23 protein-coding genes are annotated in these 25,977 nt (G+C 71.5%); 11 read left to right on the forward strand and 12 right to left on the reverse strand.

Translation table 11 applies throughout. From position 1 onward, the window contains the following. Positions 1-6: 6 nt before the first annotated feature. Genes ACIGEZ_RS17590 through ACIGEZ_RS17615 form a run of 6 tightly spaced genes read left to right on the forward strand, consistent with a single transcriptional unit; the run spans position 7 to position 5,860 of the window. Positions 7-828 carry an ABC transporter ATP-binding protein gene (locus ACIGEZ_RS17590; RefSeq protein WP_399831874.1) on the forward strand — a complete coding sequence of 274 codons (822 nt, stop codon included), beginning with the start codon at positions 7-9 and terminating at the stop codon, positions 826-828. Continuing rightward, positions 825-1,598 carry an ABC transporter ATP-binding protein gene (locus ACIGEZ_RS17595; protein WP_399831876.1) on the forward strand — a complete coding sequence of 258 codons (774 nt, stop codon included), beginning with the start codon at positions 825-827 and terminating at the stop codon, positions 1,596-1,598. The genes ACIGEZ_RS17590 and ACIGEZ_RS17595 overlap by 4 nt, the downstream gene beginning before the upstream one ends. Next, a complete protein-coding gene (locus ACIGEZ_RS17600) occupies positions 1,595-2,485 on the forward strand; it encodes a branched-chain amino acid ABC transporter permease (protein WP_399831878.1) in 891 nt (296 codons plus the stop codon). The genes ACIGEZ_RS17595 and ACIGEZ_RS17600 overlap by 4 nt, the downstream gene beginning before the upstream one ends. After that, the gene (locus ACIGEZ_RS17605) at positions 2,478-3,554 is read left to right on the forward strand and encodes a branched-chain amino acid ABC transporter permease (protein ID WP_399831880.1); all 1,077 of its coding nucleotides are present in this window, start codon (positions 2,478-2,480) and stop codon (positions 3,552-3,554) included. The genes ACIGEZ_RS17600 and ACIGEZ_RS17605 overlap by 8 nt, the downstream gene beginning before the upstream one ends. Then, on the forward strand, positions 3,551-4,825 hold the full coding sequence (locus ACIGEZ_RS17610; protein WP_399831882.1) for an ABC transporter substrate-binding protein: 1,275 nt from the start codon (positions 3,551-3,553) through the stop codon (positions 4,823-4,825). Before ACIGEZ_RS17605 ends, ACIGEZ_RS17610 begins: the two co-directional genes overlap by 4 nt. Positions 4,826-4,873: 48 nt before the next feature. Beyond that, positions 4,874-5,860 carry a GNAT family N-acetyltransferase gene (locus ACIGEZ_RS17615; RefSeq protein WP_399831884.1) on the forward strand — a complete coding sequence of 329 codons (987 nt, stop codon included), beginning with the start codon at positions 4,874-4,876 and terminating at the stop codon, positions 5,858-5,860. Positions 5,861-5,927: 67 nt separating this feature from the next. On the opposite strand, the gene pssA is transcribed toward ACIGEZ_RS17615, so the two are convergent. The 9 genes from pssA to ACIGEZ_RS17660 form a co-directional block, all read right to left on the reverse strand. Further along, positions 5,928-6,800 (reverse strand): CDP-diacylglycerol--serine O-phosphatidyltransferase, encoded by an 873-nt coding sequence (gene pssA, locus ACIGEZ_RS17620; RefSeq protein WP_399832147.1) that lies wholly within the window; start codon positions 6,798-6,800, stop codon positions 5,928-5,930. Then, positions 6,793-7,449, reverse strand: a complete 657-nt coding sequence (locus ACIGEZ_RS17625; RefSeq protein ID WP_399831886.1) for a phosphatidylserine decarboxylase — start codon at positions 7,447-7,449, stop codon at positions 6,793-6,795. The genes pssA and ACIGEZ_RS17625 overlap by 8 nt, the downstream gene beginning before the upstream one ends. Before the next feature lie 167 nt (positions 7,450-7,616). Further along, positions 7,617-8,822 (reverse strand): acyl-CoA dehydrogenase family protein, encoded by a 1,206-nt coding sequence (locus ACIGEZ_RS17630; protein WP_399831888.1) that lies wholly within the window; start codon positions 8,820-8,822, stop codon positions 7,617-7,619. A 2-nt stretch (positions 8,823-8,824) separates the two neighbouring features. Next, a complete protein-coding gene (locus ACIGEZ_RS17635) occupies positions 8,825-9,349 on the reverse strand; it encodes a MaoC family dehydratase (RefSeq protein WP_399831890.1) in 525 nt (174 codons plus the stop codon). 5 nt (positions 9,350-9,354) lie between these two features. Further along, complete coding sequence (locus ACIGEZ_RS17640; RefSeq protein ID WP_399831892.1) at positions 9,355-10,320, reverse strand: HpcH/HpaI aldolase/citrate lyase family protein; 966 nt, start codon at positions 10,318-10,320, stop codon at positions 9,355-9,357. Then, positions 10,317-12,344, reverse strand: coding sequence for a protein meaA (locus ACIGEZ_RS17645; RefSeq protein WP_399831894.1), 2,028 nt, complete (start codon positions 12,342-12,344; stop codon positions 10,317-10,319). The genes ACIGEZ_RS17640 and ACIGEZ_RS17645 overlap by 4 nt, the downstream gene beginning before the upstream one ends. 14 nt (positions 12,345-12,358) lie before the next feature. Further along, positions 12,359-13,696, reverse strand: coding sequence for a crotonyl-CoA carboxylase/reductase (gene ccrA, locus ACIGEZ_RS17650; protein WP_399831896.1), 1,338 nt, complete (start codon positions 13,694-13,696; stop codon positions 12,359-12,361). Between the two features lie 408 nt (positions 13,697-14,104). Further along, a complete protein-coding gene (locus ACIGEZ_RS17655; protein ID WP_399831898.1) occupies positions 14,105-14,941 on the reverse strand; it encodes a TetR family transcriptional regulator in 837 nt (278 codons plus the stop codon). Positions 14,942-15,065: 124 nt separating this feature from the next. Further along, positions 15,066-16,847: a 3-hydroxyacyl-CoA dehydrogenase family protein gene (locus ACIGEZ_RS17660; RefSeq protein WP_399831900.1), complete on the reverse strand. Its 1,782-nt coding sequence runs from the start codon at positions 16,845-16,847 to the stop codon at positions 15,066-15,068. Positions 16,848-17,145: 298 nt separating this feature from the next. On the opposite strand from ACIGEZ_RS17660, the gene ACIGEZ_RS17665 reads away from it, so the two are divergent. Next, a complete protein-coding gene (locus ACIGEZ_RS17665) occupies positions 17,146-17,748 on the forward strand; it encodes a HEAT repeat domain-containing protein (protein ID WP_399831902.1) in 603 nt (200 codons plus the stop codon). A gap of 66 nt (positions 17,749-17,814) precedes the next feature. Here the strand turns inward: ACIGEZ_RS17665 and ACIGEZ_RS17670 are convergent, their stop codons facing one another. Together ACIGEZ_RS17670 and ACIGEZ_RS17675 are read right to left on the reverse strand one after the other, a co-directional pair. Continuing rightward, complete coding sequence (locus ACIGEZ_RS17670; protein ID WP_399831904.1) at positions 17,815-19,446, reverse strand: alpha/beta hydrolase; 1,632 nt, start codon at positions 19,444-19,446, stop codon at positions 17,815-17,817. Between the two features lie 89 nt (positions 19,447-19,535). Beyond that, on the reverse strand, positions 19,536-20,576 hold the full coding sequence (locus tag ACIGEZ_RS17675; RefSeq protein WP_399831906.1) for an Rv2578c family radical SAM protein: 1,041 nt from the start codon (positions 20,574-20,576) through the stop codon (positions 19,536-19,538). A gap of 148 nt (positions 20,577-20,724) precedes the next feature. Between ACIGEZ_RS17675 and ACIGEZ_RS17680 the strand changes: the two genes are divergently transcribed. From ACIGEZ_RS17680 to ACIGEZ_RS17695, 4 genes are all read left to right on the forward strand, one after another. Further along, complete coding sequence (locus tag ACIGEZ_RS17680; RefSeq protein ID WP_399831908.1) at positions 20,725-21,168, forward strand: SRPBCC family protein; 444 nt, start codon at positions 20,725-20,727, stop codon at positions 21,166-21,168. A gap of 295 nt (positions 21,169-21,463) precedes the next feature. Next, on the forward strand, positions 21,464-23,902 hold the full coding sequence (locus ACIGEZ_RS17685) for an MFS transporter (RefSeq protein ID WP_399831910.1): 2,439 nt from the start codon (positions 21,464-21,466) through the stop codon (positions 23,900-23,902). Between the two features lie 147 nt (positions 23,903-24,049). Continuing rightward, a complete protein-coding gene (locus ACIGEZ_RS17690) occupies positions 24,050-24,184 on the forward strand; it encodes a hypothetical protein (protein WP_399831912.1) in 135 nt (44 codons plus the stop codon). Between the two features lie 127 nt (positions 24,185-24,311). Continuing rightward, positions 24,312-24,683 (forward strand): hypothetical protein, encoded by a 372-nt coding sequence (locus ACIGEZ_RS17695; protein ID WP_399831914.1) that lies wholly within the window; start codon positions 24,312-24,314, stop codon positions 24,681-24,683. Positions 24,684-24,776: 93 nt separating this feature from the next. Here ACIGEZ_RS17695 and ACIGEZ_RS17700 read toward each other — a convergent pair whose 3' ends face one another. Next, the gene (locus tag ACIGEZ_RS17700) at positions 24,777-25,838 is read right to left on the reverse strand and encodes a hypothetical protein (RefSeq protein WP_399832149.1); all 1,062 of its coding nucleotides are present in this window, start codon (positions 25,836-25,838) and stop codon (positions 24,777-24,779) included. Between the last annotated feature and the right edge of the window lie 139 nt (positions 25,839-25,977).

The raw sequence follows: 25,977 nt of genomic DNA on the forward strand, positions 1-25,977 counted from the left end.
GGAGTCATGGGAGGTACCGCACCCGCCCTCGCAGTGGCGGGGCTGTCCGCGGCTTACGGGCCGGTCCGCGCGCTGCGGCAGGTGTCGCTCGAGGTCCCGGAGGGTGCCGTCGTCGCCGTGCTCGGCGGCAACGGCGCCGGCAAGTCCACGCTGCTGAGGGCGATCTCGCGCACCCTGCGGTTCCACGGCGGGGCCGTCGTCGCCGGCACCGTCACCTCCGGCGGCCGGCCCCTGGACGGGCTCGCCCCCGACCGGGTCGTCGCGGCCGGGGTCTCCCAGGTGCCCGAGGGCCGCCAGGTCTTCGCCCGGATGACCGTCGAGGACAACCTGCGGGCCGGTCTGCTGGGCGGCCGGCGTGACCGGTCCGCGCGGAACGCCGCGGTGCAGCGGGTCCATGAGCTCTTCCCCGTCCTCGCCGAGCGGGCCCGGCAGCGGGCCGGGCTGCTCTCGGGCGGCGAGCAGCAGATGCTGGCGGTCGCCCGGGCCCTGATGGCCGCGCCGAAGCTGCTGCTGCTCGACGAACCCTCGCTGGGGCTCGCCCCGCTGATGGCGGCCCGGATCGCCGACACGATCCGCGAGATCAACGCCCAGGGCACCGCCGTGCTCCTCGTGGAGCAGAACGCGGCGCTCGCCCTGCGGCTCGCCTCGCGTGCGTACGTCCTCGAGGTCGGCGAGGTCACCCTCGCGGGGCCCGCCGAGGACCTCGCCGCCTCCGACGAGGTCCGCCGCCGCTACCTGGGCGTCGTCGACGAGACCGCCGCCGCGGACGCGGCCGCCGCACGCGGGGTCCGTCCGGTCCTCGCCTGCTGGGAGGAGTCCGCCCGATGAGCAGTCACCTCGTCGTCGACGCCCTGACCGTGCGGTTCGCCGGGCTCACCGCCCTTGACGGGGTCGGGTTCACCGTTCGTCCCGGCACCGTGCACGCCGTCATCGGACCCAACGGTGCCGGCAAGTCCACCTGCCTCAACGTCCTGTCCGGCCTCTACAAGGCCGCCTCGGGGTCGGTGCGGTTCGGCGAGCACGAGCTCACCGCGCTGCCCCCGCACCGGATCGCCGATCTCGGTGTCGCGCGGATCTTCCAGAACCTCGCTCTGCCGCCGCGCGCCACCGTCGAGGACAGCCTGATGCTGGGGCGGCACCGTCTCACGAGGACCGGATTCCTGGCCGCCGGGCTGCGGCTGCCGTCCGCCGTCCGCGAGGAGGCCCGGCACCGGGCCAGGGTCCGGGAGATCGCCGCCTTCGTCGGTCTGGAGAAGCAGCTGGCACAGCCGGCCGGTTCCCTGCCGTACGGCCTGCAGAAGCTCGCCGAGCTCGCCCGCGCCCTGTGCATGGAGCCCCGGCTGCTGCTGCTCGACGAGCCCGTCGCCGGGATGACCGCCGACGAGCGGCGCAGGACCGCTGCCGTCATCGCCGGGGTCCGCGACAGCCTCGGCATCTCCATCGTCCTCATCGAGCACGACATGGGCGTGGTGATGCGGCTCGCCGACTCCGTCACCGTCCTCGACTTCGGCCGCCGGATCGCCGACGGCGCCCCCGGCGACGTCCAGAACGACCCCGCCGTGGTCCGCGCCTACCTGGGAGAGGAGAGCGCCGCGTGAGCACCCTCGCCGAACTGCTCATCAACGGGATCTCGCTGGGGTCCGTCTACGCGCTCGTCGCCCTCGGCTTCGTGGTCATCTTCCGTGCGACGGAGGTGGTGAACTTCGCTCACGCCTCGCTGCTGCTCGCCGGTGGCTACGTCACCGCCGTGCTGCACGACAAGATCGGCTTCTGGCCGGCGCTGCTCGCCGGGATCGCGGGTGCGGCGGTGGTCGGCGCCGCCGTCGAGTTCCTGGTGATGCGCCGCTACCGCGGCTCGGACCACAGCGTCCTCGCCATCGTCACCATCGGCGTCGACATCCTGCTCGCCACCGAGCTGACCCGCCGGATCGGCACCGACATCCTCGCCCTCGGCGACCCGTGGGGCGACGCCGTCGTCACCGTCGGGCCGGTCGCCGTGGCCCAGACCCGGATCGCCGCCCTGCTCGCCGCGGCGCTGCTCATCACCGCGTTCCTGCTCGCCTTCCGCCACACCTCCTGGGGGGTGGCGATGCGGGCCGCCGCAGAGAACCGGGAGACCGCCGCCCTCATGGGCATCCGCCTCGGCCGGGTCTCGCTCGGCGCCTGGGCGGTGGCCGGCGGCCTCGCCGCCGTCGCCGCGCTGTTCCTCACCGTCTTCCCGACCCCCGGCCTGGAGCGGACCACCTCGCTCGCCGCCATGAAGGCCTTTCCCGCCGCGATCCTCGGCGGCCTCGACTCCACCACGGGCGCGCTCGTCGGCGGCCTGGTCGTCGGCGTCACCGAGTCCCTGGCCACCGGCTACCAGGGCGACCTCACCTTCCTCGGCCGGGGGATCGGCGACCTCGCCCCGTACCTCGTCATGGTCGTGGTGCTGCTCGTCCGCCCCGCCGGCCTCCTCGGCACGAAGGAGCTCGCCCGTGTCTGAGACCCTCGTCGTCCGCTCCCTCGCCCGCCCGCGGGTGTACGGCGGGGCCGCCGTCGGCGTGCTGCTCCTCGCGCTGCCGTTCTACCTGGACCGGTTCTGGCTCCAGGCGGGGCTCTTCGCCATGGCCGCCGCGATCGGCGCCATCGGCATCAACCTGCTGACCGGCGCCACCGGACAGCTCTCCATGGGCCATGCCTTCTTCCTCGCCGTCGGCGCGTACGGCTACTGCGTGTTCGCGGGTGACGGCGGTGACGGGCTCACCGGCCTCGGCCTGCCCGGCTGGCTCGCCGCCGTGCTCGCCGTGGTCCTCGCGGGTCTGGCCGGCGGGGTGTTCTCGCCCATCGCGGGCCGGCTGCGCGGCGCGTACCTGGGCATCGCGACGCTCGCGCTGATCTTCATCGGCCAGCATGTCCTGTTCAACGCCGAGGACCTCACGGGCGGCTTCAACGGCCGGGCGGTCCCGCCGTTCAGCCTGTTCGGCCTCACCTTCGACGACAGCGAAGTCCTCGTCGCGGCCGTGCCGTTCGGCTCCGCCGAGAAGCTCTGGTACCTGGGGCTCGTCCTGCTCCTCGCGGGCGCCCTGTTCGCCCGCGGGGTGCTGAGCGGCCGCCCCGGCCGGGCCATGAACGCCATCCGGGACCACCGGGTGGCCGCCGGCGTCATGGGCATCCCCGTGGCCCGTCACCGCGCCGCGGCCTTCGTCCTGTCGTCCATGTACGCGGGCCTGGCGGGCGTGCTGCTCGCGCTGGTCTTCCAGCGCACCGTGCCGGAGTACTTCGGCATGGTGCTCTCCCTCGAATACCTGGCCATGATCGTCATCGGTGGTCTCGGCTCGGTCGCCGGAGCGGTGGTCGGAGGCGTCTTCGTCTCCCTGCTGCCGCAGCTCCTCAACCGGTACAGCGACGCGCTCCCCCTGGTCTCCGCCCCCGGGACGGGCGGGATCGCACCGGGGGAGGCCGCGCGCTACCTGTACGGCGCCGCCGTCGTCGCGGTGGTGCTCTTCCTGCCCGGGGGCCTGGTCCGGCTCGCCGCCCGGCGCACCCGGCCCACTCCAGGGGAGGAACGATGAACCACGGCAGAAAAGCCGCGCGCGGCCTGACCGGCGCGCTCGCGCTGCTCGTCGCGCTGACCGCCGCCGGCTGCAGCTCCAAGGCCACGGGCGGCGACGGGAACGGCGACGGCACCGCGGCCGACGGCGTGAAGTCCGGCACCGGCGTCACCGACAAGGCCATCCGGCTCGGCGCGCTCACCGACATGACCGGCGTGTACGCCACCCTCGGCAAGAGCGTCACCCAGGCCCAGCAGCTGTACGTGAAGCAGGTCAACGCGGCCGGCGGGATCTGCGGCCGGCAGCTGGAGCTGACCGTCCGCGACCACGGCTACGACCCGCAGAAGGCGCTCGCCGCCTACACCGAGCTGGAACCGGAGGTGGCCGGCTTCGCCCAGTTCATCGGCTCCCCGTTCGTCGCCGCCGTCAAGCCGCGCGTCGACGGCAGGGACAAGGGCCTGGTGCTGCCGCAGGCCTGGTCGGCCTCGCTGCTCGGCTCCCCGTACATCCGGGTGCTCGGCACCACGTACGACGTCGAGACGATCAACGCCGTCGACTTCCTGCTCAAGGAGAAGGGCCTGAAGGCGGGTGACAAGCTCGGGCACGTCTACTTCGAGGGCGACTACGGGCAGAACGCCCTCGCCGGGTCGAAGTACGCGGCCGGGAAGGCCGGGCTCACGGTCGTCGAGCAGAAGATCAAGCCGACCGACAACGACATGTCGGCACAGGTCGCCGCGCTCAGGAAGGCCGGGGTCAAGGCCGTCGTCGTCAGCGCGGGCCCGCGCCAGGCCGCCTCGCTCGTCGGGGTCGCCGCCGCGACGAGGTTCCTGGTGCCGGTGATCGGCAACAACTCGGCCTTCGCGCCCCAGCTGCTCGACACCCCGGCGGGCCCGGCCCTGGAGAAGATGTACTGGTTCGCCTCCCCGAGCCTTCCGATCGGCGCCGACACCCCGGTCGCCCGCAAGCTCGTCGCCGACTACCAGGCCGCCTATCCGGGCCAGACGCTCGACAACGGCATCGTCGCCGGCTGGACCGCGGCGAGCGTCTTCGGCGAGGCCCTGAAGAAGGCGTGCGCGGACAAGGACCTCACCCGCGAGGGCATCGACAAGGCCCTGCTCACCCTGAACCGCCACGACGCGGGCTTCGGCCTCACCCACGACCTCAGCGACCCCAAGGCCCCGTCCTCGCGCGAGTCGGTCATCCTCCAGCCCGACAGGTCCGTCCCCGGCGGCATGCGCACGGTCCGTCAGCCCGCCGCGTCGGAGGCCGCACGGAGCTACCGGGTCGGGTAGCCCGGCGGCGACATCCGCACGTAACAACCGGATGTGAGGCTCGGGCGCATGAACGTACGCATAGAGGCGTGCCGGACGCACCCGGGCCTCCCGGCCCTGCTCGCCGCCTACCACCTCGCCACCGAGGCCGAGAAGGGCCGCCCCGTGCCGGGCCCGGCCGGGCTCCCGGACGGTTACCGCGCCGAGGCCGAGGACCCGGCCGCCGCCTTCGCCGCGGACACCGTGCTGCTGGCCACCGCCACCGGGGCGCACCGGCCCGCGGCCTGTGCGGTGCTCACGGCGGACGGCGAGATCAAGCGGCTCTGGGTGGAACCCGCGGCCCGGGGGAACGGCCTCGCGGCCGCCCTGGTCACGGAGGCGGTACGACGGGCGGACGAGGCCGGCGTCCCCGCCGTACGCCTCTCGGTCTGGCGGTGGCGCGAGCCCGCCCTCGCCCTCTACCGGCGCCTCGGCTTCGAGAGCGTGGCCTCCTGGGACCCCCGCCCTGAGCTGCTGTGTCTGGAGCGGCGCCTCGACGGCGTCCGGCGCCTGACCCCCGACGAGATCCGCGCCGACGCCGCCGGCGGTCTCACCGAGCTCCTGCGCGACGCCGTGGACGGCGGTGCCTCCATCGGCTTCCTGAAGCCCCTGGACGCCGCCGAGGCGGCCGCCTGGTGGCGCTCCGTCGCCGACGAGGCCGAGCGGGGCGTACGGGATGTCCTCGGCGCCCGGGACGAGGACGGGCGGCTCGTCGGCGTCGTCACCCTCGTCCGCAGCGACAAGGCCAACGGGCGCCACCGGGGCGAGATCGCCCGGCTCGTCGTCCACCGCGCCGCGCGCGGCCGGGGCCTCGGGGCCGGGCTCCTCGCCGCCGCCGAGGCCCGCGCGGTCGCCCTGGGCCTCGGCCTGCTCGTCCTGGACACCGAGACGGACAGTCCCGCCGAGCGGCTGTACCGCAAGGCCGGCTGGACGGCCGCGGGTGTGATCCCGGACTTCGCCGCGGACCCGGATGGCACCTTGCAGCCCACGACGCTGTACTACAAGCAGCTCGGCTGACAGTGCACGCGGAAGGGCCCCGGACGCGATCCGCGTCCGGGGCCCTTCCGCATGCACTGTGGTTCCGCTACGGCAGCTGCGCCGCCTGCGCCTGTCGCGCCTCGCGGCTCTCGCGCCGGTTGTCGCGGAAGGTGTTCACTCGCCGGGCCGTCGCGAAGAGGGGGATCACGGCGCCCAGCACCACCTGCAGCGCGCAGCCGGTCTGGAGCAGGAACTGTCCGCCCGGGGCGTCGAACGCCCAGGCCGCCAGCATGCCCATCGCACCGACGATCCAGCTGAGCATCGCCACCGCGAGGATGCCCCGCGGCTTGGGGTACTCGACCCGGCTCACCATCAGCCAGGCGACTCCGATGATCGCGAGCAGCGTCGGGATGAACGGAAGCTCGAGAAGCACGATCGAGACCACCGTCAGCGCGCCGAAGGGGCTCGGCATGCCCTGGAACATGCCGTCCTTCATCGTCACGCAGGAGAATCTCGCCAGCCGCAGCACCACCGCGAGGAGCACCACGATCGCGGCCACCGCCGAGACCTTCTGCTGCGCGCCGGGCGTGACCATGCCGTACACGAGTACGAAGTAGGCCGGGGCCAGACCGAAGCTGATCAGGTCCGAGAGGTTGTCGAGCTCGGCGCCCATCGGGGACGAGCGCAGCTTGCGCGCCACGATGCCGTCGAACAGGTCGAAGATCGCCGCGGCGAGCATCAGGATCACGGCGGTGGCGGCGCTGTTGCGCGCCATGCCGGTCTCGGAGCTGCCCGTCAGGTGCGGGATGAGGATGCCCGTGGTGGTGAAGTACACCGCCATGAAGCCGCACGTGGCGTTACCGAGCGTGAGGGCGTCCGCTATGGACAGCCTCAACGACAGCGGCATCTCCTCGGCGTCATCGGCCTCGGCCTCCGAGTCGGCGACCCACTCGGACGCGCGTGTGTCGGGATCAATCACGGTCAATGCGAGTCACCCCCGCGGTCGTGGGCTGTCCGACCTCGACGGCGACCTCGACACCCTCCGGAAGGTAGATGTCGACACGCGAACCGAAGCGGATCAGGCCGATCCGGTCACCCTGCTCGACCTTCGTCCCCTGCGGGATGTACGGCACGATGCGCCGGGCGACGGCGCCCGCGATCTGCACCATCTCGATGTCGCCGAGCTCGGTGTCGAAGTGCCAGACAACGCGCTCGTTGTTCTCGCTCTCCTTGTTGAACGCCGGCACGAAGCCGCCGGGGACGTGCTCCACGGACGTCACCGTGCCGGCCAGCGGCGCGCGGTTGACGTGGACGTTCAGCGGGCTCATGAAGATGGCGACGCGGGTGCGTCCGTCCTTCCACGGCATGATGCTCTGCACCACACCGTCGGCGGGCGAGATGACCCGGCCCTGAGCGATCTCGCGCTCGGGGTCGCGGAAGAACCACAGCATGCCGGCCGCGAGAGCGGTGACCGGCACGGCGACGGCCGCGGCGCGCTTCGACTTGCGGGCGCGCGCGAGGCTGAGCGCCGCGGTGGCGACGGTCGGCAGAAGCCACGGCGATGCTCCGCGTGCGATGCGTACGCCCTTGGGGGTGTCGCGGTGTGCAGAGGTTTGGCTGTGGGGCATGGATGACCTTCGTAGCGGATGATGCCGCGGTAACGGGGGGACGGCGGCTTTCCGTCGATGCTATCGGTTGCGAGCCGCAACTGGGCAAGCCAGAAGCCGAGTCGACGGCCGGAAGACGAACACGGGGTGTGATCTTCTTCGCGGCCGAATCGACCCAAATGCGACAATCAACCCTGGAATCGGTACTCCTCGAGCAGCCGACGGCCAATGATCATTTTCTGGATCTCGGCGGTACCCTCGCCGATGAGCAGCATCGGCGCCTCGCGGTAGAGACGCTCGATCTCGTACTCCTTGGAGAACCCGTATCCGCCGTGAATGCGGAAGGCGTCCTCCACGACCTCCTTGCAGTATTCGGAGGCGAGGTACTTCGCCATCCCTGCTTCGAGGTCGTTTCGTTCCCCGGAGTCCTTTTTGCGTGCTGCGTTCACCATCATGGCATGAGCGGCCTCGACCTTGGTAGCCATCTCGGCCAGCTTGAACTGAATCGCCTGGTGCTGGGCGATCGGCTTGCCGAAAGTGTGACGCTGTTGGGCATACTGGACGCCCAGTTCGAAAGCACGCTGCGCGACGCCGCAACCACGGGCCGCCACGTTCACGCGGCCGACCTCCACGCCGTCCATCATTTGGTAAAACCCTCGGCCGGTGACCCCGCCCAGGACCCGATTGGCCGGAATGCGCAGTCCGTCCATGATGAGTTCGGTCGTGTCGACGCCCTTGTAACCCATCTTCTCGATCTTGCCGGGAATGGTGAGGCCGGGACGGACCTCTCCGAAGCCGGGCTCCTTCTCGATGAGGAAGGTCGTCATCGACTTGTGGGGGGCGGTCCCCTCGGGGTGTCCTTCGTCACTTCGGACGAGGACGGCGACCAGGGTTGACGTGCCACCGTTCGTCAGCCACATCTTCTGGCCGTTCAGGACGTACTCGTCGCCGTCCCTGACCGCCTTCGACGTGATCGCCGACACGTCCGAGCCGAGCCCCGGCTCCGACATCGAGAAGGCGCCGCGCACCTCGCCGGCCGCCATCCGCGGAAGGAAGTACTCCTTCTGCTCCTGGGTGCCGTGCTGCTTGAGCATGTACGCCACGATGAAGTGAGTGTTGATGATGCCGGACACCGACATCCAGCCACGCGCGATCTCCTCCACGCACAGCGCGTAGGTGAGCAGCGACTCACCCAGGCCCCCGTACTCCTCGGGGATCATCAGACCGAAGACGCCGAGCTCCTTGAGCCCGTCGACGATCTGCTGCGGGTACTCGTCGCGGTGCTCCAGCTCCGTGGCGACCGGGATGATCTCCTTGTCGACGAAGTCCCGGACGGTCTTGAGGATCTCCTGCTGGACGTCCGTGAGCCCGGCGGTCTGGGCGAGTCGGGCCATGGCTACTTCTCCGTCTTCTTGGCGGGCTCGATGAGCTCGGGGCGGCCGGGCTGCTCGCCGCCGCGCGCTTCGATGTACTCGGCGGTCGGGACCATCACCTTGCGGCGGAAGACGCACACCAGGGTGCCGTCCTGCTTGTAGCCCTTGGTCTCGACGTAGACGATGCCGCGGTCGCTCTTCGACTTCGACGGCGTCTTGTCGAGGACGGTCGTCTCGCCGTAGATGGTGTCGCCGTGGAAGGTCGGCGCCACGTGCCGCAGCGACTCGATCTCCAGGTTGGCGATCGCCTTGCCCGAGACGTCCGGCACGGACATGCCGAGCAGCAGCGAGTAGATGTAGTTGCCGACGACGACGTTCCTCTTGAAGTCCGTCGTGTTCTCGGCGTAGTTCACATCCATGTGGAGCGGGTGGTGGTTCATCGTCAGCAGACAGAAGAGGTGGTCGTCGTACTCGGTGACCGTCTTCCCGGGCCAGTGCTTGTAGACGGCGCCGATCTCGAACTCTTCGTAGGTGCGGCCGAACTGCATCGGACTCAGGCCTCCGGGATCTCGAACTTGCTGGTGCGCTGCATGCCGGCGGCCCGGCCCTTGCCGGAGATGACCAGGGCCATCTTGCGGGAGGCCTCGTCGATCATCTCGTCGCCGAGCATCGCCGAGCCCTTCTTGCCGCCGGCCTCGGAGGTGTAGTAGTCGTACGCGTCGAGGATCAGCTCGGCGTGGTCGAAGTCCTCCTGCGAGGGCGAGAAGATCTCGTTCGCCGCGGCCACCTGGTCCGGGTGCAGCACCCACTTGCCGTCGAAGCCGAGGGCGGCGGCGCGCTGGGCGACGGCCTTGTAGCCCTCCGGGTTGCGGATCTGCAGGTAGGGGCCGTCGATCGCCTGGAGGTTGTTGGCGCGGGCGGCCATCAGGATGCTCATCAGGATGTGGTGGTACGCGTCCGCCGGGTAGCCGGGCGGCTGCTCGCCGACGACCAGCGACTTCATGTTGATGGAGGCCATGAAGTCGGCCGGGCCGAAGATGATCGTCTCGACGCGCTGCGAGGCCTGGGCGATCGCGTTGACGTTGACGAGACCCTGGGCGTTCTCGATCTGCGCCTCGATGCCGATCTTGCCGACCTCGAAGCCCATGGTCTTCTCGATCTGGGTGAGCAGCAGGTCGAGCGCGACGATCTGCTGGGCGTCCTGGACCTTCGGCAGCATGATGCAGTCGAGGTTCTGGCCGGCGCCCTCGACGACCGTCACGACGTCGCGGTAGGTCCAGTGGGTCGTCCAGTCGTTGACCCGCACGACCCGGGTCTTGCCGGTCCAGTCGCCCTCGTTGAGGAACTTCACGATGGTGTGCCGGGCGTCCGGCTTGGCCAGCGGCGCGCAGGCGTCCTCCAGGTCGAGGAAGACCTGGTCCGCGGCGAGACCCTGGGCCTTCTCCAGGAAGCGCGGGTTCGAGCCGGGCACCGCGAGGCAGGAGCGGCGCGGACGCAGACGGTTCACGGGGCTGGTCATGCGGGGACCTCCAGGGGGTCGAGCTTGTTCGCTTTCCGGATCTCGTCGACGATACGGCCGATGATCCCGGTGATACCGAAGTCCTTCGGTGTGAAGACGGCGGCCACACCGGCCGCCCGCAGTTCCTCGGCGTCGGCGTTCGGGATGATCCCGCCGACGACGACCGGGATGTCGGCCGCCCCCGCGTCCTTGAGCCGGTCGAGGACGTCGGGCACGAGCTGGGCGTGCGAGCCGGAGAGGATCGACAGGCCGACCGCGTGCACGTCCTCTTCGAGGGCCGCGTCCACGATCTGCTCGGGCGTGAGCCGGATGCCCTGGTAGACCACCTCGAACCCGGCGTCGCGGGCCCGTACGGCGATCTGCTCGGCCCCGTTGGAGTGCCCGTCGAGGCCCGGCTTGCCGACCAGGAAGCGGAGCTTGCCGACGCCCATGTCCTGGGCGGTCAGGTCCACCTTGCGGCGCACCTCGGCCATCGGGGAGCCCGCCTCGGCCGGGACGGCCACGGGGGCGGAGGAGACACCGGTCGGCGCGCGGAACTCGCCGAAGACCTCGCGCAGCGCACCCGCCCACTCGCCGGTCGTGACGCCGGCGCGGGCGCACTCCAGGGTGGCCTCCATGAGGTTGCCGGTGCCCTTCGCGGCCTCCTTGAGGCGCTCCAGGGCCTTGCAGGGCCGCGGGTGGTTGAAGGGCGGCTGGTAGCGGGTGTCGCGCCAGGTGCCGAGGGAGGAGACGACCCGGGCCTCGACGGCCGGGTCGACCGTCTGGATCGCGGTGTCCAGGTCGGCGGTGAGCGGGTTCGGCTCGGTCGTCTCGAAGATGTTGACGCCGATGATCTTGTCGTCGCCCGACTCGATGCGGGCGCGCCGCTCGGCGTGCGAGGAGACCAGCTGTGCCTTGAGGTAGCCGGACTCGACGGCGGCCATGGCGCCGCCCATCTCCTGGATCCGCTCGATCTCGGCCAGGCACTCGGTGACCAGGGTCTCCACCTTGGCCTCGATGACGTGCGAGCCGGCGAAGATGTCCTCGTACTCGAGCAGGTCGGACTCGTGCGCGAGGACCTGCTGGATGCGCAGCGACCACTGCTGGTCCCAGGGGCGCGGCAGGCCGAGCGCCTCGTTCCAGGCGGGCAGCTGCACGGCGCGGGCGCGGGCGTCCTTGGAGAGGGTGACGGCCAGCATCTCCAGGACGATCCGCTGGACGTTGTTCTCCGGCTGGGCCTCGGTCAGACCGAGCGAGTTGACCTGCACGCCGTAACGGAACCGGCGCTGCTTGGCGTCCTCGATGCCGTACCGCTCGCGGGTGATGGTGTCCCAGATGCGGCCGAAGGCGCGCATCTTGCACATCTCCTCGATGAACCGGACGCCGGCGTTCACGAAGAACGAGATGCGGGCGACGACCTCGCCCTTGCGGTCCTCGGGGACCTGTCCTGAGGCGAACACCGCGTCGAGCACGGCGATCGCCGTGGACATGGCGTACGCGATCTCCTGGACCGGAGTGGCCCCCGCCTCCTGCAGGTGGTAGCTGCAGATGTTGATCGGGTTCCACTTCGGGATGTGGTTGACCGTGTACGCGATCATGTCCGTCGTGAGGCGGAGCGAGGGGCCGGGCGGGAAGACGTGCGTCCCGCGCGACAGGTACTCCTTCACGATGTCGTTCTGGGTGGTGCCCTGGAGCTTGGTGATGTCCGCGCCCTGCTCCTCGGCGACCACCTGGTAGAGCGCCAGCAGCCACATCGCGGTGGCGTTGATGGTCATCGAGGTGTTCATCTGCTCCAGGGGGATGTCCTGGAACAGCCGCCGCATGTCACCGAGGTGCGAGACGGGCACGCCGACCCGGCCGACCTCGCCGCGGGCGAGGACGTGGTCGGGGTCGTAGCCGGTCTGCGTGGGCAGGTCGAACGCGACCGAGAGGCCGGTCTGGCCCTTGGCGAGGTTGCGCCGGTACAGCTCGTTGGACGCCTCGGCCGTCGAGTGGCCGGCGTAGGTCCGCATGAGCCACGGCCGGTCCTTCTGACGCTCTGTCATCTGTGGTCCCGGTGTCAGACGTTACGGAAGCGGTTGATGGCGTCGAGGTGCTTCGCGCGCAGCTCCGGGTTGCGGACGCCGAGGCCCTCTTCCGGCGCGAGGGCGAGGACGCCGACCTTGCCCTGGTGCAGGTTGCGGTGGACGTCGTAGGCGGCCTGGCCGGTCTCCTCCAGGGAGTAGACCTTCGACAGGGTGGGGTGGATCTTGCCCTTGGCGACCAGGCGGTTGGCCTCCCACGCCTCGCGGTAGTTGGCGAAGTGCGAGCCGATGATCCGCTTCAGCGACATCCACAGGTAGCGGTTGTCGTACTCGTGGTTGTAGCCGGAGGTCGACGCGCAGGTGACGATGGTGCCGCCCTTGCGGGTGACGTACACGCTGGCGCCGAAGGTCTCGCGGCCCGGGTGCTCGAAGACGATGTCGACGTCCTCGCCGCCGGTGAGCTCGCGGATCTTCGATCCGAAGCGCTTCCACTCGCGCGGGTCCTGGTTGTGCTCGTCCTTCCAGAACTTGTAGCCCTCGGCGTTGCGGTCGATGACCGCCTCGGCGCCCATGGCCCGGCAGATGTCGGCCTTCTCGGGGGAGGAGACGACACAGATCGGGTTGGCGCCGCCGGCCAGCGCGAACTGGGTGGCGTACGAGCCGAGTCCGCCGCTCGCGCCCCAGATGAGCACGTTGTCGCCCTGCTTCATGCCGGCGCCGTTGCGGGAGACCAGCTGGCGGTATGCGGTGGAGTTCACCAGGCCGGGGGACGCCGCCTCCTCCCAGCTCAGGTGGTCGGGCTTCGGCATCAGCTGGTTGGACTTGACCAGGGCGATCTCGGCGAGGCCGCCGAAGTTGGTCTCGAAGCCCCAGATGCGCTGCTCGGGGTCGAGCATCGTGTCGTTGTGGCCGTCCGAGGACTCGAGCTCGACGCTCAGGCAGTGCGCGACGACCTCGTCGCCGGGCTTCCAGGAGTTGACGCCCGGGCCGGTGCGCAGGACGACGCCCGCGAGGTCGGAGCCGATGATGTGGTACGGCAGGTCGTGGCGCTTGCTGAGCTCGGACAGGCGGCCGTAGCGCTCCAGGAAGCCGAAGGTCGACACGGGCTCGAAGATCGAGGTCCAGACCGAGTTGTAGTTCACCGAGCTGGCCATGACGGCGACCAGTGCCTCGCCCGGGCCGAGCTCGGGCAGCGCGACGTCGTCCAGGTGGAGCGACTTGCGCGGGTCCTTGTCGCGGCTCGCGAGCCCGGCGAACATCTCCGTCTCGTCCTTGTGGACGGTCACGGCGCGGTACGACTCGGGGAGCTTGATGTTGGCGAAGTCCGCCGACGTGGAGTCGGGCGACTGGATCGCGTCCAGGATGTCCTTCACGGGGTGCCTCCGGCGGTGCGGCGTCCGGCGGGACGCGCTGAGGGTTACGTCGGGGTTGCTGCTGTGGAGGTGTGCCGTCGGTTCGGCTCGGTGGTGCGGTGGCGGCGCCGTGGTGGGGCGCAAGGGGTGCCTGTGACGCAGGCGTCCGGGCGCACGAGCAGCGGATCGCTTGTGGGGACAGCCGGCGCACGAGGTGATCTCTGCGCGCCGGCCGCCCGGACAACATCAACGTATGACACGCCGTGCCACCTGACAAGGCACTGCGTGCCAACAATTTCACTCAGATGCAATCTGCCGCTCACGGATGAGCGATGATCGATCGAATATAGCCCTGAGCTGGGCAAACAAGACGTGGGCCGCCCCCGGAAACCGGGGACGGCCCACGTAGTGGAGTGACGGCCGGGAGATTCAGCTCTTGCCGAGCGCCTGCTGGATCGTCCGCATGACCTCGTCCAGGGAGGCGTCCGTCCTGGCGACGGCGACGACCACCTCGCCCTGGGCGGAGGACGTCACGGCGGCCGTGGCGGCCGGCGCCGGCTCGGTCTGGGCCGTGCCGGGCGCCGACGCGGGGCGTGCGCCTATCCCCGTACCGAAGGTCTCCCGCACGATCGCGAACGCGTGGTCCAGCTGGGCCTCCACGTCACCCTGGCCGCCCGCCCGCAGCCAGCGCCGCAGGACGTGGTTGTGGGCGGTGACCACCGCGGAGGCGGCCACCTCGGCGAGCAGCGGGTCGTCGTTGCCGTCGTGGTGGTCGCGCTCGTCGAAGTGGCCCAGCAGATAGCGGGTGAAGAGCCGCTCGTAGCGGGCCACCGACGCGATCTCGCGCTCCCGCAGGGTCGGCACCTCGCGGGTGAGCCGGTACCGCTCGACGGAGACCGCGGGCGAGCCCGCGTACATCTTCATGACTTCCTTGATCCCCCGGCACACCGTGTCCAGCGGGTGCTCGTGGGGCGGGGCGGCGTTCAGGACCGCCTCGGCGCGCACCAGGGTGTCGTCGTGGTCCGGGAAGATCGCCTCTTCCTTGGAGCGGAAGTGCCGGAAGAAGGTCCGGCGGGCCACCCCGGCCTGGGCGGCGATCTCGTCGACCGTCGTGGCCTCGTACCCCTTGGTCGCGAAGAGCTCCATGGCCGCGGCCGCGAGCTCCCGGCGCATTTTCAGCCGCTGCGCGGCGGCGCGGGTCCCCGCCGCGCTCTCCTGAGCGTCGGACGTGGACGTGGCACGGGGTGTCTTCGCGGCCTTGGACATGTCCCGAACGTACTGCATCGGAGCGGGAGTGTGCCCAGGTGGGGGAGGGGAGCCCGGCCCGGCACCCGCGGTGCCCGAGGGGCTGAGCAGCCCTCCCCACTGCCCGTACGGCCCGGTGTCGGCCTCAGCGGCGGGCATATTCGCGGAAGCCGCGCCCCGTCTTGCGGCCCAGGCACCCGGCCGCCACCAGGTGCTCCAGGAGCGGCGCCGGGGCCAGACCCGGGTCGCGGAACTCGCGGTGCAGCACCTGCTCGATGGCGAGCGAGACGTCCAGGCCGACCACGTCGAGGAGTTCGAACGGACCCATCGGGTAGCCGCCGCCCAGCTTCATCGCGGCGTCGATGTCGTCCAGGGTCGCGTAGTGCTCCTGGACCATCTTGATCGCGTTGTTCAGGTACGGGAAGAGCAGCGCGTTCACGATGAAGCCGGCCCGGTCGCCGCAGTCCACCGGGTGCTTCCTGATCTTCTCGGTGACCGTGCGGACGGTGGCGTGGACGTCGTCGCCGGTCAGGACCGTACGCACGATCTCCACCAGTTTCATCGCCGGCGCCGGGTTGAAGAAGTGCATGCCGATGACGTCCTGCGGGCGGCTGGTGGCCCGGGCGCAGGCGACGACCGGCAGCGAGGAGGTCGTGGTGGCGAGCACCGCGCCCGGCTTGCAGATCTTGTCCAGGCGGGCGAACAGCTCCTGCTTGATCCCCAGGTCCTCGGCGACCGCCTCGACCGCGAGGTCGACCTCGGCGAAGGCGTCGAGCGAGCCGGCCGCGGCGATGCGGGCCAGCGTCTCGTCGCGCGCCTCCGCGGTCATCCGGCCCTTGTCCACGGACCGGGCCAGGGACTTGGCGATGCGGGCCTTGGCGGTGTCGGCCTTCTCCTGCGAGCGGGCCGCCAGGACGACGTCGTAGCCGGCCTTGGCGAAGACCTCGGCGATGCCCGAGGCCATGGTGCCGGAACCGGCCACGCCGACCGAGCGCACCTCACGGCCCTCGCCGCCGGCCGCGGCCGCCTGCGGGGTCAGCGCGTCGCGGACGACCTCGGCGGAGCCGGGGCCCTCGTACGTGTAGAAGCCGCGGCCCGACTTGCGGCCGGTCAGACCGGCCTCGCTGAGCTGCTTGAGGATCGGGGCAGGGGCGTGCAGCCGGTCGTGCGAGGCGGAGTACATCGCCTCCAGGACGGTACGGGCGGTGTCGATGCCGATCAGGTCGAGCAGCGCCAGCGGGCCCATCGGCAGGCCGCAGCCGAGTCGCATCGCGGCGTCGATGTCCTCGCGGGAGGCGTACTTGGCCTCGTACATCGCGGCGGCCTGGTTGAGGTAGCCGAAGAGCAGCCCGTCGGCGACGAAACCGGGCCGGTCGCCGACCGCGACGGGCTCCTTGCCGAGCTGCTGGGCGAGGGTCGTGACGGCGTCGACGGCGATCGGGGAGGTCAGCACCGAGGAGACCACCTCGACCAGCTTCATCGCCTGGACCGGGGTGAAGAAGTGCAGGCCGAGCACGCGCTCGGGGTGCGCGGAGTCGGCGGCGAGCCGGGTCACGGACAGCGCGTTGGTACCGGTGGCGAGGATGGTGTCGGGCCGGACGATGCCGTCCAGGGCCCGGAACACCTCCTGCTTCGTCTCGTACGACTCGGGCACGACCTCGATCACGAGGTCGGCGTCGGCGGCCGCCTGGAGGTCGGAGAAGGTACGGAAGCGGGCGAGGACGTCCTGCCGCTCCTCCTCGGTGATCCGCCCGCGGTCCACCGCGCGGGCGGTGGAGGACTCCAGGGCGGCGACGGCCTTGGCGGCCGCGTTCTCGCTGATGTCGATGCCGATGACCTCGCGGCCGGCCCGGGCGAGGACGTCGGCGATGCCCGAGCCCATGGTGCCGAGACCGACGACGGCGATGGTGGAGAGAGGGGTGTCCATCAGGGGACTCCAGAGAGGAAGAGTGACGACTGAAGGCAGTGCGGCGGAAAGCCACGCAGGGCGCGCACGAACGCACGCGGAAAAGGAGAGAAGCGCGCTGAAAGGGCGACGGACTCTGTCCCGGAGCCACGCCGAAAACTGCCGAACCGACTGACGACCACAACGGCTGCGTCACCAGTCCGTTGTGGAGATGAGCGGGGGGTGGCCCGCTCACCTGAGACTAACTCGCTGGTAACGAGCGCGCCAGTCCCGGCAAGTTGAGGAAAATGTGATCTGGATCGCGGATAGGCTGCGAATCATGGTCGGATTCAAGAATGACGCCGAGGATCCAGAATTCTGCTCGATGATCGATCGATTGCGGGAAGAGGCCGGGAATGACCGCGGCGAGATCCCGGCGGCATTCGGCGCACTCGCCGAAACCGGTGATCCGGAGGAACTCCACCGCGTTCTCACCGCCCCGGCGCAGCCCCTGTGGGCCCGCGAGATCGCCGCCTTCCGGCTCGGCCTCGCCGGCGACCCGCGCGCCTTCGAGGCGCTGGTCCTGCTCCTCAACCACCGCGACCCCGAGCGCTGTGTGTCCGCCGCCTACGCCCTGACCCGGCTCGGCGACCCCCGTACCGCCCGCGCCGCCGCCGCCCTCGCCACCAACGAACTCCGCGTCGCCTACGCCCTGCTGCCGGTCCGTCTGCTCGCCCGGCTCCGCGCCCCCGAGAGCGTGCCCGCCCTCGTCACCGTCCTGGGGCGGCGGCTCGCCGCCGACGACCCGCACTGGCGGGTCGGCCTCGCCTGCGTCGAGGGCCTGGCCGCGCTCGCCGACGAGCGCTCCCGCGACGTCCTGGAGGCGGCGCTGCCGCACCCCCGGCTCGGGGGTGCGGCGCGGGAGGCGCTGGGGCGGTTGTGACGGGGCGTCCCGTCGGGGCCCGGTCGCGCCGGCGTCGGCCCGCGACGGTCCGGGCCGACGGGCGGCTCAGCGCACGTGGCCGAGCAGTCCGTGCAGCGTGGCGCCCGCCGGCGGCGCGGCGGCGCGGGTCGTGGTGGTCGTGGCCGCCTCCGGCTCCGGCAGGGTCGCGCAGACCGCGTCGGCCTCCGCTCCCTCGGCGCCGCGCGGCACCTCGCCGGTGCGCAGGTAGGTCGTGAGGTGCTCGTCCATGCAGTCGTTGCCGGCCAGCGTCACGCCGTGGTTGCCGCCGCCCTGCTCCACGACGAGGCTGGAATCGCGGACCATCCCGTGCAGGGCGGCCCCGCCCTCGTAGGGGGTGGCGGCGTCGTCCGTCGCCTGGAGGATCAGCATCGGCGGCACCTGGTCGTTGGTGAGGTCCGGCGGGGTCAGCGACTCCACCGGCCAGAAGGCGCACGGCGCGTTGTACCAGGCGTTGTTCCAGGTCGAGAACGGCGCCTTGGTGTGCGCGTCCCAGTTGTCCTGGCGCCAGACGTTCCAGTCCCGCGGCCAGGCGGCGTCCCGGCACTGGACGCTCGCGTAGACCGAGTAGCCGTTGTCGGCCGCGGAGTCGGCGGCGGCGTAGGCCTCGTACGCCTTCACCAGCGGGGCGGTGTCGGCGTCGTTGACGTACGAGGCGAAGGCCGAGGCCAGCCGCGGCCAGTAGCCGTTGTAGTAGCCGCCCGGCAGGAAGGTGTCCTCCAGCTCGACCGGGCCGACCTTGCCGCCGGCGGGTTCCGTGCGAAGCTCCTCGCGCATCCGGTACCAGGCGGCCTCGACGGCCGCCGGTTCGGTGCCGAGCCGGTAGGTGGCGTCGTTCCGGGCGACCCAGGCGGTGAAGGCCTTGTGGCGCGAGTCGAAGGCGTAGTCCTGGGCGATGTTGTCCTCGTACCAGACGCCGTGCGGGTTGACGACGGAGTCGAGCGCGAAGCGGCGCACCCGCTCCGGGAACAGCCGTGCGTAGACGGCGCCCAGGTACGTGCCGTAGGAGTAGCCGAGGTAGTTGATCTTCGGGGCACCGAGTGCCCTGCGCAGGACGTCCATGTCCCGGGCCGTGGAGACGGTGTCGATGTACGGCAGGACGTCGGCGTACTTCTTGCCGCAGGCCGTGGCGAAGGCCTGGGCGCGCTCGACGCCGGCCTGCTCCCCCTCGGGGTCGCGCGGGACGGAGTCCGGGCGGACGGGGTCGAAGTGGCCCGGGCGGCAGTCGAGGGCCGGCTCGCTCTTGCCGACGCCGCGCGGGTCGAAGCCGATCACGTCGTACTGCGCGGCCACGTCGGCCGGCAGCGCGGCCGCCACGTATCCGGCCATGCCGCGCCCGCTGCCCCCGGGGCCGCCGGGGTTGACCAGGAGCGGCCCCTGGTAGCGCTTCGCCGTGTGCGCGACCCTGGTGAGCGCGAGCGTGATGCTCCGGCCCCGGGGGACGTCGTGGTTCAGCGGCACCTTCAGGGTGGCGCACTGGAGCTTGGGGTACGTCTTGGTGGCGCAGCCGGTCCAGGCGAGCGGGGCGGCCGCGCGGGCGTTCGGGCGGGTGGCCTGCCCGGATCCGGGTCCGGTGGCGGGGGAGGCGGTGGCGGAGGCGGTGGCGGTCGTGGGCAGGACGGTGACTGTCCCTGCGACCAGCGCCCCCGCGGCGATCAGCATGCCTGCGCGCGGGTTCATACGGCGTCCGTGCCCCGAACCGGGTCCGGAAGGACCGCTTCCGGCGAGAGTTGACCCGATCAGCGGACCCGCCGGGACCCACGCGCCGCTCACAGCAGGGTGAGCTGCTCCGCCTCCGGTGTGTGGGCGTGGTGGTCCGGCACGGGTATCCGCCGCGGGGCGCCGCGGTGGGCGGGCCCGATGCCGAACTCGGCGGCCAGTTCGTGCACCTGACGGGTGATCCGGCGCTGGTACCAGGTCGGCGCGTACGCCCCGGCCGCGTACATCCGTTCGTAACGCCCCACCAGTTCCGGGTGGTGGCCGCGCAGCCAGGTGAAGAACCACTCGCGGGCGCCGGGCCGCAGGTGCAGCACGAGCGGCGTGACCGAGGCGGCGCCGGCCTCGGCGACGGCGCGGACCGTGGCGCGCAGCTGCTCCGGCCGGTCGCCGAGGAACGGCACGACCGGGGCCATCAGGACCCCGACGTCGATGCCGTGGCCGGCGAAGGCGCGGACGACGTCCAGGCGTCGCTCGGGGGAGGGGGTGCCGGGCTCGATCGTGCGCCACAGCTCCCGGTCGGTGAAACCGACGGAGACGGAGATGCCGACCTCGGTCACCTCGGCGGCCTGCCGGATCAGCTCCTGGTCGCGCAGGATCAGCGTGCCCTTGGTGAGGATCGAGAACGGGTTGGCGCGGTCGCGAAGCGCCTCGATGATCCCCGGCATCAGCCGGTAGCGGCCCTCCGCGCGCTGGTAGCAGTCGACATTGGTGCCCATCGCGATGTGCGCCCCCTGCCAGCGGCGGGAAGCGAGCTGTCCGCGGAGCAGCTCCGGGGCGTTGATCTTGACCACGATCTGCGAGTCGAAGCCGATCCCGGTGTCGAGGTCCAGATAGCTGTGGGTCTTGCGGGCGAAGCAGTACACGCAGGCATGGGTGCAGCCGCGATACGGGTTGACCGTCCACTCGAACGGCATCCGGGAGGCGCCGGGCACCCGGTTGACGATCGACCGCGCCCGGACCTCGTGGAAGGTGATGCCGCGGAACTCCGGTGTGTCGAAGGTGCGGGTGGTGACCGCGTCCGTGCCGAACAGGGCGATGTCGGCGGGGGCGGCGGGGGTGCCGGCGGGGTCGGCCAGATGGTCCCAGCGCATGGACGCCTCCTCGGTGACGGTGATGCCACGGCAACGTAGCCAGAATAGAACACATGTTCCCTTGATCGTTGCAACCCCGATTTTGGGCCCCGGCGCCCAGGTGGTTGGCTTGGCGCACATCCCCGAGAGATCAAGCTGGAGGAAGTCAATGGCGCAGGTCGAGGCCACGACGGAGCGGATCATCGCCGCCGACGCGGAGACGGTGTTCGATGCTCTGGCCGACTACAACGGCACCCGCGCGAAGCTGCTCCCCGAGCACTTCAGCGAGTACGAGGTGCGCGAGGGCGGCGACGGCGAGGGCACCCTCGTCCACTGGAAGCTCCAGGCCACCAGCAAGCGCGTCCGCGACTGTCTCCTGGAGGTCACCGAGCCCACCGACGGGCAGCTCGTGGAGAAGGACCGCAACTCCTCCATGGTCACCACCTGGATCGTCACCCCCGCCGGTGAGGGCAAGTCCAAGGCCGTCGTCTCCACCGTCTGGAACGGCGCCGGCGGCATCGGCGGCTTCTTCGAGAGGACCTTCGCCCCCAAGGGCCTCGGCCGCATCTATGACGCCGTGCTCGCCAAGCTGGCCGCCGAGGTCGAGAAGTAGGCCCGGGAACCTCCCCGGCACCGACAAGTAGCCTCGGGAAACCGGAACCGGGAAGTAACGCCCCGATCCGTCACCGATTCGAGTGGTTTCCCCGCGACCCCCGCAAGAGTGCCCGGCGCACCCGGGGGTCGCGTGCGCTTCCGTAAACGCCCTGATGAGCGCCCCAAGTGCGCCGTCCCGCAGGCACGTTCATCCTCTGCCGCCCCACCCGCCTCCCGCACCGCCCGACTTGCTCCCCGTTCGCGCCCAATGCGAAGAATGGCGCGCGCAGACGCCGTGACGAGGGGAGCAGCACGTGGGTGCGATCACGCTGGCGAAGGACGCCCGGGCCGCCGAGGGCACCGAGGGCGCGGACCCGCTCCTCGCGGACGATCCGCCCGCCGGCCAGGCGCCGCCGGCCGAGGAGTCCGGACCGGCCCTCGACCCGCGCCGGGTCCGGCTCGTCTTCTGCGGGCTCATGCTCGCGCTGCTGCTCGCCGCACTGGAGCAGATGATCGTCGCCACCGCCCTGCCGAGGATCGTCGGCGAACTCCAGGGCCTGGACCGGATGTCCTGGGCGATCACGGCGTACCTCCTCACCGCCACCATCGGACTGCCCGTCTACGGAAAACTCGGCGACCTCCTCGGCCGCAAGGGCGTCTTCCTCTTCGCCATCGTCGTCTTCGTCATCGGCTCCGGCCTCGCCGGCTGGTCACGCACCATGGACCAGCTCATCGCCTTCCGCGCCCTCCAGGGCGTCGGAGCGGGCGGCCTGATGATCGGCGTCCAGGCGATCATCGCGGACATCGTCCCCGCCCGTGAACGCGGCCGCTACATGGGCCTCATCGGCGCCGCCTTCGGCCTCGCCTCCGTCGCCGGACCGCTGCTCGGCGGCTTCTTCACCGACCACGTCTCCTGGCGCTGGTGCTTCTACTTCAACGTGCCGTTCGGGCTCGTCACCCTCGCCGTCGTCGCCGTCGTCCTCAGGCTCCCCAAGCCCGCGACCCGCGCCCGCTTCGACGTCCTCGGGGCGCTGCTGCTGGCCACCGCCTCCACCTGCCTGGTCCTGTTGACCAGTTGGGGCGGCACCGAATACGCCTGGGACTCCCGGGTCATCCTCGGGCTCGGCTGCGGCGCCGTTGCGGCCACCGCCCTCTTCCTCGTCGTCGAGCACGTCGTGCCCGAACCGCTCATCCCGCTGCGGCTGTTCCGCGACTCCGTCTTCACCGTCACCAGCCTCATCGGCGCGGTCGTCGGCGTCGCCCTCTTCGGCGCCGCCAGCTACCTGCCCACCTTTCTGCAGATGGTCGAGGGCGCCACCGCCACCGAGTCCGGTCTCCTCATGCTCCCGCTGATGGGCGGCATCGTCGCCTCCTCCATCGTCTCCGGACAGCTCATCAGCCGCACCGGCCAGTACAAGATCTACCCCCTGCTCGGCGGCGCCATCTCGGCCCTCGGCATGTGGCTGCTCTCCCGCATGGACACCGACACCCCGCGCCTCCAGCACAGCCTCTGGCAGGCCGTCCTCGGCGTCGGCATCGGCCTCGTGATGCCGGTCCTCGTGCTCGCCGTGCAGAACTCCGTACGCCCCGCCGACCTCGGCACCGCCACCAGCGCCCACAACTACTTCCGGCAGATCGGCGGCAGCGTCGGCGCCGCGATCTTCGGCACCCTCTTCGCCGCCCGCCTCGACGACGCCCTCGCCGAGCGGCTGCCCCGGGACGGCGGGGCCGCGCTGCCCGCTGCCGAATCGATCACCCCGCAGGCGGTCCACGCCCTGCCGCCCGCCCTGCGGGACGCCTTCGTGCAGGCCTACGCCGACGCGATGCCCCGCATCTTCCTCTACCTCGTGCCGGTCCTCGTGCTCGGCCTCGTCCTCGCCTTCTTCCTCAAGGAGAAACCGCTGGTGTCCCACCACACCCCCGCCACCGAGGCCCCCACGACCCCCCTTCCGCACGCCCGGACCGGCAACGCCGCCACCGCCGCCCCGCAGCCCGCCGGCGTGCCCGTCTTCGGCACCGTCCAGCACCACGACGGCAGTTGCGTGCCCCGGGCCGCCCTCACCCTCATCGACGTCCAGGGCCGCCAGATCGGCCGCGGCGCGAGCGGCGAGGACGGCCGGTACGCGCTGAGCGTGCCCGGCTCGGGCGCGTACGTCCTGATCGCGGCCGCCGGAGGCCACCAGCCGCAGGCCGTCTCCGTCACCGTCGGGGAGCGTGCGGTCGAGCTCGACGTCGTCCTCGGCGGCGCGGGCCGGCTCGCCGGCACCGTGGTCACCGCCGACGGCACCCCCGTACGGGACGCGGCCGTCACCCTCACCGACGTGCGCGGCGAGGTCGTCGCCTCGACCCGCAGCGGGCGCGAGGGCGGCTACGTCATCGGCGAACTGGTCGCCGGCGAGTACACCCTCGCCGCCAGCGCCCCCGCCTTCCGCCCGGCCGCCCTCCCGGTCAGCGTCCAGGCCTCCCGCGAGACCCGCCAGGACATCGAGCTGGCGGGCGGCGCGGTGCTGCGCGGCACGGTACGGGCGGGCGGCGGGCGGCCCGTCGAGGACGCCCGGGTGACCCTGCTCGACGCCGCCGGCAACGTCGTCGACACGCTCACCACCGGCGGCGACGGAACCTTCCGCTTCGTGGACCTGTCCTCCGGCGAGTACACGGTCATCGCCGCCGGCTACCCGCCGGTCGCCACCGTCCTCCAGGTCGCGGGCGGGGGCCGAACGGAGCGGGATCTGCAACTCGGGCACGAGGACTGAGGCCTGTCGGGACCGAGGCCGTCGGGACCCGACGACCGCGCGACGACCGGCGCGTCGGTTGGCGGTGGCAGGTGGTGAGCGACGAGTGGCGGCTGGCAGGTGGCGCGTGGAGGTGAGCGGGCGGTGAGTGTGGGGTGAGCGGCCGAGGTGGTCGCCGGCCTCGAGTCGATCACCGCGCTCGGGCGGATCGGCGAGCCCGGGGACGTCGCCGACGTCGGCGACTTCGAACGGCCACGAGCCGTCGACCGCGGTCGCTCGGGCGTGATCAACTCCGGTGGATAATCACCGGCATGCTGTTCGGAATCCTCGGTGAGACGCGGGCTTGGTACGACGACGGGGCCGAGGTTCCGCTGGGCGGACCGGCCCGCCGCCCGCCCAGCTGACGGCGTTCGTCGGCCGTGCCGACGAGGTGACCGAGGTCGCGGGCCTGCTGCGGGTGGCCCGGCTGGTGACGCTGATCGGCCCCGGCGGGGTCGGCAGGACCCGGCTGTCCGTCGACGTCGCCGGGCTCGCCGATGTAGCCCCCGATGACGTCTGCTTCGTGGAGCTGGCGCCGCTGCGCGACGCGGCCGCGGTGCCGCAAGCGCTGTTGCGCGCGCTCGGCCGGCGCGAGAACGGCCTCGGTCTGGGGGGCAGGAGCACGGACACCGGTCGACCGGCTGATCGCGGCGCTCTCCGACCGGATGCTCCTGCTCGTCCTCGACAACTGCGAGCACGTGGTCGAGGAGATCGCGGCGCTCGCCGCGCGGCTTCTGGCGGTACCTACGGGCAGGACGGGTGACCCCTCGTGGCCCGGGTGGGCCCGTCCGCCGGATCGGCCCGTCGCCGCCCTCTCCGGCTGCCGGACAGCCGGCGGATCGTGACCGGACACCTCCTAGGAGGCGGTGGTCGCCTTGCGCAGGGCGGTGATGCAGGCGCCGATCGCGTCCTGGAGGGCTTCGAGGCGCTGGAGCATGTCCTCCTCGACGACGTCCTCCTCCAGGACCTCGTCGAGGGTCAGCTCCTCGAAGACCTTCGTCGCCTTCTGCAGGCTGTTGTAGAACTTCGTACGGCGCTCCTGGACCCGCAGCTCGGGGTCCGCCTCCACGGCCTGGGCGACCAGGGACTTCACGGTGTCGTAGGCCTCGCCGGCCCACTCGCCCGCCTCCTCGGAGTCGTCCAGCTCGTCGATGAGGGACAGGTGGCGCTCGGCCTCCGCCCGCAACTCCGGGGGCGCGGCGACGGTCTGGCCGGCGGGGGTCTTGATCCGGCCACCCTCGGCGATCTGTCGTACGTAGTCGATCCGGTCGGCCGCCTTCGCCTCCTGCGCCACCGCCTTCTTCAGGTCGCCGGTGCGGGCGATGGCCCGGGCCAGCTCGGTCTGCAGCGCCGGGTCCTCCTTCATCCGGTCGAGCAGCGCGCCGCGCGCGGCCTCGGCCGTGCCGGGGTCCGCGAGAATGGCGGCCCGCAGCGCCGTCGGGTTCTCGGCCACCTCCAGCGCCTTGGTCGCCTTGATGCCCTCCGCCTCGGCCGCCGCGGTGATCGCGTGGCCGCGTACGGACGTGGCACTGGAGCGCGAGGAGTAGTACGCGAGCCAGACGTCGGCCTCCGGCAGCTCGACGTCCTCGCCGGGCGCCAGGGCCTCGAACTGCGGCACCAGGCCGTCGTCCGCGGCCATGTCCCAGGCCTTGTAGTAGCGCATGACCCGTTCCGCGGAGCAGCCGGCGAGCTCGGCGAAGGCCTTCGCCGACACCTTCTCCGTACCCTCGGCGGCCTGCCCGCCGGGCCGTACGCTGCGCGCCACCTTCAGCGCGAACGCCCAGCCGCCCGTCCTCGCGTACACCCCGAAGTCGCGGGCGTCGCGGACGACGACCTCGGCGACGGCCTCGGCGGCCGGCTCGACCCAGGTGCCGGTCTCGATCGCGGTGTCGATCGGGGTGTCGACCGTGGTGTCCATCGAGGCGCCGACCGCGGTGTCGACCGTGGCGTCGATCGCGCTCTCGACCGTGCTGTCGGCGGGGATGTCGGACGGGGCGAGCGAGGTGGTCACCGAGGGGTCTCCTGGGGCTTGGCCGGATGAATCTGCGGCCGCAAGC

This window comes from Streptomyces sp. NPDC085481, from assembly GCF_044541845.1.
In the GTDB taxonomy this organism is placed as follows: domain Bacteria; phylum Actinomycetota; class Actinomycetes; order Streptomycetales; family Streptomycetaceae; genus Streptomyces.